General features: G+C 31.1%; 6 protein-coding genes. 1 reads left to right on the forward strand and 5 read right to left on the reverse strand.

All coding sequences use genetic code 11. The features are described 5' to 3' along the window. Positions 1-166: 166 nt before the first annotated feature. The 5 genes from Q8S45_RS06720 to Q8S45_RS06740 are packed head-to-tail and all read right to left on the reverse strand — an operon-like array spanning position 167 to position 3,959. Entirely contained in the window at positions 167-835 is a 669-nt protein-coding gene (locus Q8S45_RS06720; RefSeq protein ID WP_305602698.1) for a hypothetical protein, read from the reverse strand. Next, positions 771-1,577, reverse strand: coding sequence for a DUF389 domain-containing protein (locus tag Q8S45_RS06725; RefSeq protein ID WP_305602684.1), 807 nt, complete (start codon positions 1,575-1,577; stop codon positions 771-773). The genes Q8S45_RS06720 and Q8S45_RS06725 overlap by 65 nt, the downstream gene beginning before the upstream one ends. Before the next feature lie 11 nt (positions 1,578-1,588). Further along, complete coding sequence (locus Q8S45_RS06730) at positions 1,589-2,665, reverse strand: mannose-1-phosphate guanylyltransferase (protein ID WP_305602686.1); 1,077 nt, start codon at positions 2,663-2,665, stop codon at positions 1,589-1,591. A gap of 17 nt (positions 2,666-2,682) precedes the next feature. Then, a complete protein-coding gene (locus Q8S45_RS06735; protein ID WP_305602689.1) occupies positions 2,683-3,276 on the reverse strand; it encodes a SprT-like domain-containing protein in 594 nt (197 codons plus the stop codon). Positions 3,277-3,278: 2 nt separating this feature from the next. Next, positions 3,279-3,959 carry an SDR family oxidoreductase gene (locus Q8S45_RS06740; protein ID WP_305602692.1) on the reverse strand — a complete coding sequence of 227 codons (681 nt, stop codon included), beginning with the start codon at positions 3,957-3,959 and terminating at the stop codon, positions 3,279-3,281. Between the two features lie 78 nt (positions 3,960-4,037). On the opposite strand from Q8S45_RS06740, the gene Q8S45_RS06745 reads away from it, so the two are divergent. Next, positions 4,038-5,327 (forward strand): amidohydrolase family protein, encoded by a 1,290-nt coding sequence (locus tag Q8S45_RS06745; RefSeq protein ID WP_305602695.1) that lies wholly within the window; start codon positions 4,038-4,040, stop codon positions 5,325-5,327. Positions 5,328-5,452 lie beyond the last annotated feature (125 nt).

The raw sequence follows: 5,452 nt of genomic DNA on the forward strand, positions 1-5,452 counted from the left end.
AAGTATCGTTTGTTGTTGGTTGTAATGTCTGAAATTCATAGTTAAGTATCTGTATATCAATGATTAAATATACAAAAAACTAATAAAACTTCCAAATAAAAGTATAAATAAACCGTCTCTAGTTGTGAGACAGCTTCTTTATTATTTTTTGATGTTATTGCTTATTTTAGCGATTGTTTAGAACCAGTGAATCTAAATTTAAACGTATTTTAAGCCACTTTTTTAAAAGTTTCTCCTGATTGGCTTTATTTAGGGTGGTAGCGTCCCATTCTGCATTAAATATGGTAATGGTATCAACCGTTTTAAAGTTGGTTTTTATCATTTTGGCATAGCTTAATTGCTTTAGGTCGCTGTAATTAATCTGGGCTTCCTGGCTAATTTGCTTAAATGGAATTTGAGTATTGTAAAATTTGGAAAGTTCAGTTTCCAGGAGTTCAATTTTAGCTTCTTTTTCTCGTAAGGATTCATCTCTTGAGGAAATTATTTGTTGGTTTTGCATATACAATTCCGTCAAATTTTTCACGTCATGCCTTAAATCTGAATCATCAGCGCCTTGTTGCACAATTAATTTGGTGTCTTTCAATCTATATTCAGGAAGTTTTGCATTCCAAGAATTAATTTCTTCCGCAGAAAGTTTTTTTCCGTAAACATAAATTTTTACACTTTTATTATTATAATTGATATCTTCATCTTTTTCATCAATAATGCTCACGCCGCTCTTTTTGATGTCATTTATTAAATTTTTGGCTGATTGTTTAAATTGATTTTCTTTAAATAAATTTACAAACATATAAATACTTCCGGCAAAAACTAAAAATGCAAGAAATGAAGCCAATCGTGCTACCCTTTTTCTTTTGGCGGAATTGAGATATTTGACCATTGGAAACTGTAAATATTTTACAATTACAAATGCTGCCAACGCAATAAATAGATAGGGTGTTAATGGTAAACAAAAACATGGCCCCACCAAAATAGCTTAAATTCCCTGTTGCAAGACCGTATCCGGCGGTGCAAAGCGGTGGCATTAATGCGGTTGCAATTGCCACACCCGCTATGGTATTGGTTTGTTTGCTTCTTCTGCTTAAAGCAATTATCAATGCCAAGCCACCTGCTATGGCTATAAAAACATCACGAACATCTGGGGCGGTTCTTGCCAAAAGTTCTGGAGTTTCAGTTCTGAATAATGGAATTAAAAAGAATAGGAATGAAGTCATTAAACTCAATCCAACCATAACGCCTAAATTTAGGAGAGAACGTTTTAAAGTGTCAATATCATTGATGCCGATTGACAATCCGACACCTAAAATAGGTCCCATTAACGGGGAAATAAGCATTGCGCCAATAACAACCGCCGTAGAACTGACGTTTAGCCCAATAGAAGCTATCAAAATTGAAAAAATCAATACCCAAGCCGTATGGCCTTTCATGGAAATATTTTCTTTTATGTCTTCAATAGTGCCCTGTTTATCTGTGTCATGTCTAATATCCAGCAGTTCGAATAAAAATTGTTTTATGGTTATCCAAGTCTCTTTTAAATTTTTATTTTCTTGAGGCTTATTATTCTCACTATTTTCCATAAGTGCATTTTTTAGATAAAATCTTCACCAAATTCGGTTTTAACTTTTGCTGTTATTTGTTTTATTTCTTGTTCTTTATTTTTAGGGCAAATAAGAATTACATCATCTTTCTCAACCACAATATAGTCATTTAAACCCTGAATCACAACATGTTTTCCAGATTGTGTTCTAACTATATTATTTTTAGCATTTCTATAAATAACCTTTCCGCCGATAGTTGCATTTTGGTTTTCGTCTTTAGTCAATTTATGATGAAGAGAGCCCCAAGTACCTAAATCGTTCCAGCCAAAACTTACGGGTAAAACAAATACATTGGAAGCTTTTTCCATAATACCAAAGTCGATGGATATATTTTGAGAATTTTTATAATTTGCTTCAATAAAATCAGTTTCTGAAGTCATATTATAACTATTTTGTCCTTTTGAAAAAAGCGCAAACATTTCAGGTAAATGAGTTTCGAAGGCTTTTAAAATACTTTTTACATTCCAAATAAAAATTCCTGCATTCCATAAATAATCTCCGCTTTTAATAAATTGAAGAGCAGTTTCTAAATTTGGTTTTTCAGTGAAATTTTTAACTTTCTTTATAGTTTCTTCAGATTTTTTAAATTGAATATAACCGTATCCCGTATTTGGATTTTCAGGCTGAATTCCCATAGTCACCAAAGCATCATTTTTTGAACAATATTCAAATGAAGTTCTCACATTTTTTAAAAATTCTTTTTCATTTTCAATAGAATGGTCAGATGGTGCAACAATTATAATTCCGTCTGGATTTTCAATAAAAATTTTAAATGCACTATACAAAATACAAGGAGCTGTATTTCGCATAACTGGTTCTAATAAAAGTTGCTTATTTGTTATTTTTGGAAGTTGTTTTTTAACTAAATCGCCATAAATTGAATTAGTTGCAACTAATATATTTGAAGTTGGAATCAACGTTTCAAACCTATTAAATGTTTGCTGAATAAGTGTTGATCCAGTTTCCAACATATCATGAAATTGTTTTGGATTTTGTTGGGTGCTTATAGGCCAAAATCGAGATCCAACGCCACCGGCCATAATTACTGCATAATAATTCGATTTCATAATAGTACTTTTAAATGTTATGTTGTATCAAGAATTTTAATTTCTGTATTTTGATTGAAAAGGTATTTTCTATTGCTAGATAACGCTATACATTCAAATCTAGTTCTTCGTTTATTACCTAATTTATAATAGTTAGAGCGATATTGAAAAACACTCCCTAAAGGTAATTCAAATATAAAACTCTTGTCAGTTTTTTCGTTATATTGATTTAAAACAAAAGTTAAATTTACATCAGCACCTGTACTTGCCTTTGGATTAATTAAATATTTAGCCATTGCTGGCAATATTTCTATGGGAAAAATAGTAGGGTTTAAAAAAGGTAACATTAATAGTTGAAATTCTTGTTTCCACTCTTTTCCGTGAGGTTTAGTTCTTTTATACTTTTTATAGGTTGTAAAATGAGCAATTTCGTGAATAAGTGTTAATAAAAATTGATATTGGTTTAAGCTTCTATTAATGGTAATACATACTTTTCCATGGGTGCTTTTTTTAAAGTCGCCATGTTTAGAATTTCTATGTTTTACAATGGTTATAATAATGGGATGTTGCAATAAAATATCTTGAACTAAATTACAAGCATTCTCCGGTATGTATTTACAAAGTAACTTCATTTTTATGGTGTTGAAGAAGAAACTTGTAAAACTTTGCCATTGAATAATTGATTACCAGTAAGTGCGAATTGGTAAATATAATCAGCCATTTCAAAAGCTGTAACAGGAGCTTTATAACCAGGAAAGGCTTCTTCTAACATTTCTGTTTGAACTGCTCCTAAAGCTAACACATTGAATGATATTTGTTGTTCTTTATATTCTTCAGCTAACATTTCAGTCAAAGTAATTAATGCTCCTTTTGAAGAACTATATGCTGCTAATCCAGGAAATTTCACACTACCTTGGATACCACCAATACTACTTATGTTAACCACATGACTTCCTTTTTTTAAATGAGGAAGTAAAATTCGTGTTAATTCTGCAATACTAAAAACATTTACTTGATATACTTCTAAAAAATCAATTGACGTTAGTTCTGAAAAAGGTTTTTTAATTAATTTCCCCGCATTATGAATAATAATATCAATAGATTTCCAATTAAGAGCAACAAATTCTTGAACCTTGGTTAAATCAGTTTCATTTGTTAAATCAATATCTAAAGCATTTACATTGCTAAGGCTTAAACTTTTTATTGATGAGTTATTTCTTGAAAGAGCCAATACATTGCATTTGTTTTTTGCAAATAGTTGAACCATTTCAAAACCAATTCCCTTGCTACTCCCTGTTATTATTACATTTTTCATTTGAAAATTTCAATGTTTAGGTTATTCATAAAAATTTGATATATTTGGCTAAAATAAAACTTTTTAATCGTTTAAATTATGAAAAAAATTGCTGTTTTAACGTTATTGTTATGTTCTTCATTACTTTTTGCACAAAAAAAATATATTCAATGTGGAAATTTAATCAATACCAAAACGGGTAAAGTTGATACTGAAATGACAATTATTGTTGAAGGTGCTAAAATTATAGATGTTAAAAAAGGATTTGTTTTTTCTGAAAATAAGTCTGATGAAGTTATTGACTTAAAGACCAAAACGGTATTGCCTGGTTTAATAGATATGCACGTGCATATGGAAATGCAAATGAGTCCCACAAATTATATTGAAACTTACACATTGAATGAAGCTGACATTGCTTTTAATTCTATAAAATATGCCGAAATTACATTACTTTCTGGTTTTACAACAGTTAGAGATTTAGGTGGATCTGGTGTAAATGTTTCGCTTAGAAATGCCATTAATAATGGTAAAATTGTTGGGCCACGAATTTTTACTGCTGAAAAAGCGTTAGGAACTACAGGCGGACATGCCGATCCAACAAACGGAAGTAGTAGAATTTTAATGGGAGATCCAGGACCAAAAGAAGGCGTTGTTAATAGTATTGATGATGGGAAGAAAGCAGTTCGACAACGATATAAAAATGGTGCTGATTTTATAAAAATAACTTCAACAGGAGGTGTTTTAAGTGTTGCAAAAAATGGACAAAATCCTCAGTTTACAATTGAGGAAATTAAATCAATTACTGATACTGCAAAAGATTATGGAATGCATGTTGCAGCGCACGCTCATGGAGATGAAGGAATGAGACGTGCTATTTTAGGCGGTGTTAAAACCATAGAGCATGGAACACTTATGAGTGAAGAAACAATGGACTTAATGATTAAATATGATGCATATTTAGTGCCAACGATTACAGCAGGGAAAGAAGTTACAGCTAAAGCTAAAATTGAAGGATATTATCCTGATATTATTGTGCCGAAAGCGTTAGAAATTGGCCCTAAAATACAAAGCACTTTTGCGATTGCATATAAAAAAGGTGTTAAAATTGCTTTTGGCACCGATGCCGGCGTTTTTGACCATGGTAAAAATGGGAAAGAATTTGGTTATATGGTTGAAGCAGGAATGCCTGCCATCGAAACAATTCAGTCTGCAACAATAACACCTGCTAAAATTCTTAATATGGATGATAAAATTGGAGCTATTGAAGTTGGGAAATTAGCAGATATTATTGCAGTGGATGCAAACCCAACTCAAAATATACATACGATGGAGAATGTGATTTTTGTGATGAAAAATGGCGTTGTTTATAAAACAATTGATTGTCCGTAATTACCCATAATTAATAAAAAAGCGTTATATTTGATAAAAAAAACGATGAATTTATTCAGTTTTACAGCAAATTTTGGGAGCGAGGAATCTTGTAGGCTTCATTTTAAAGAAGAAAGAGACAAAAT

Origin of the sequence: Lutibacter sp., assembly GCF_030692605.1 — a bacterium.
In the GTDB taxonomy this organism is placed as follows: domain Bacteria; phylum Bacteroidota; class Bacteroidia; order Flavobacteriales; family Flavobacteriaceae; genus Lutibacter.

What these genes read in the sequence shown, in the direction of transcription:
- Q8S45_RS06725 (WP_305602684.1), bottom strand. Translation starts at nt 1,577, where the DNA reads ATGGAAAATAGTGAGAATAATAAGCCTCAAGAAAATAAAAATTTAAAA.
- Q8S45_RS06730 (WP_305602686.1), bottom strand. Translation starts at nt 2,665, where the DNA reads ATGAAATCGAATTATTATGCAGTAATTATGGCCGGTGGCGTTGGATCT.
- Q8S45_RS06735 (WP_305602689.1), bottom strand. Translation starts at nt 3,276, where the DNA reads ATGAAGTTACTTTGTAAATACATACCGGAGAATGCTTGTAATTTAGTT.
- Q8S45_RS06740 (WP_305602692.1), bottom strand. Translation starts at nt 3,959, where the DNA reads ATGAAAAATGTAATAATAACAGGGAGTAGCAAGGGAATTGGTTTTGAA.
- Q8S45_RS06745 (WP_305602695.1), top strand. Translation starts at nt 4,038, where the DNA reads ATGAAAAAAATTGCTGTTTTAACGTTATTGTTATGTTCTTCATTACTT.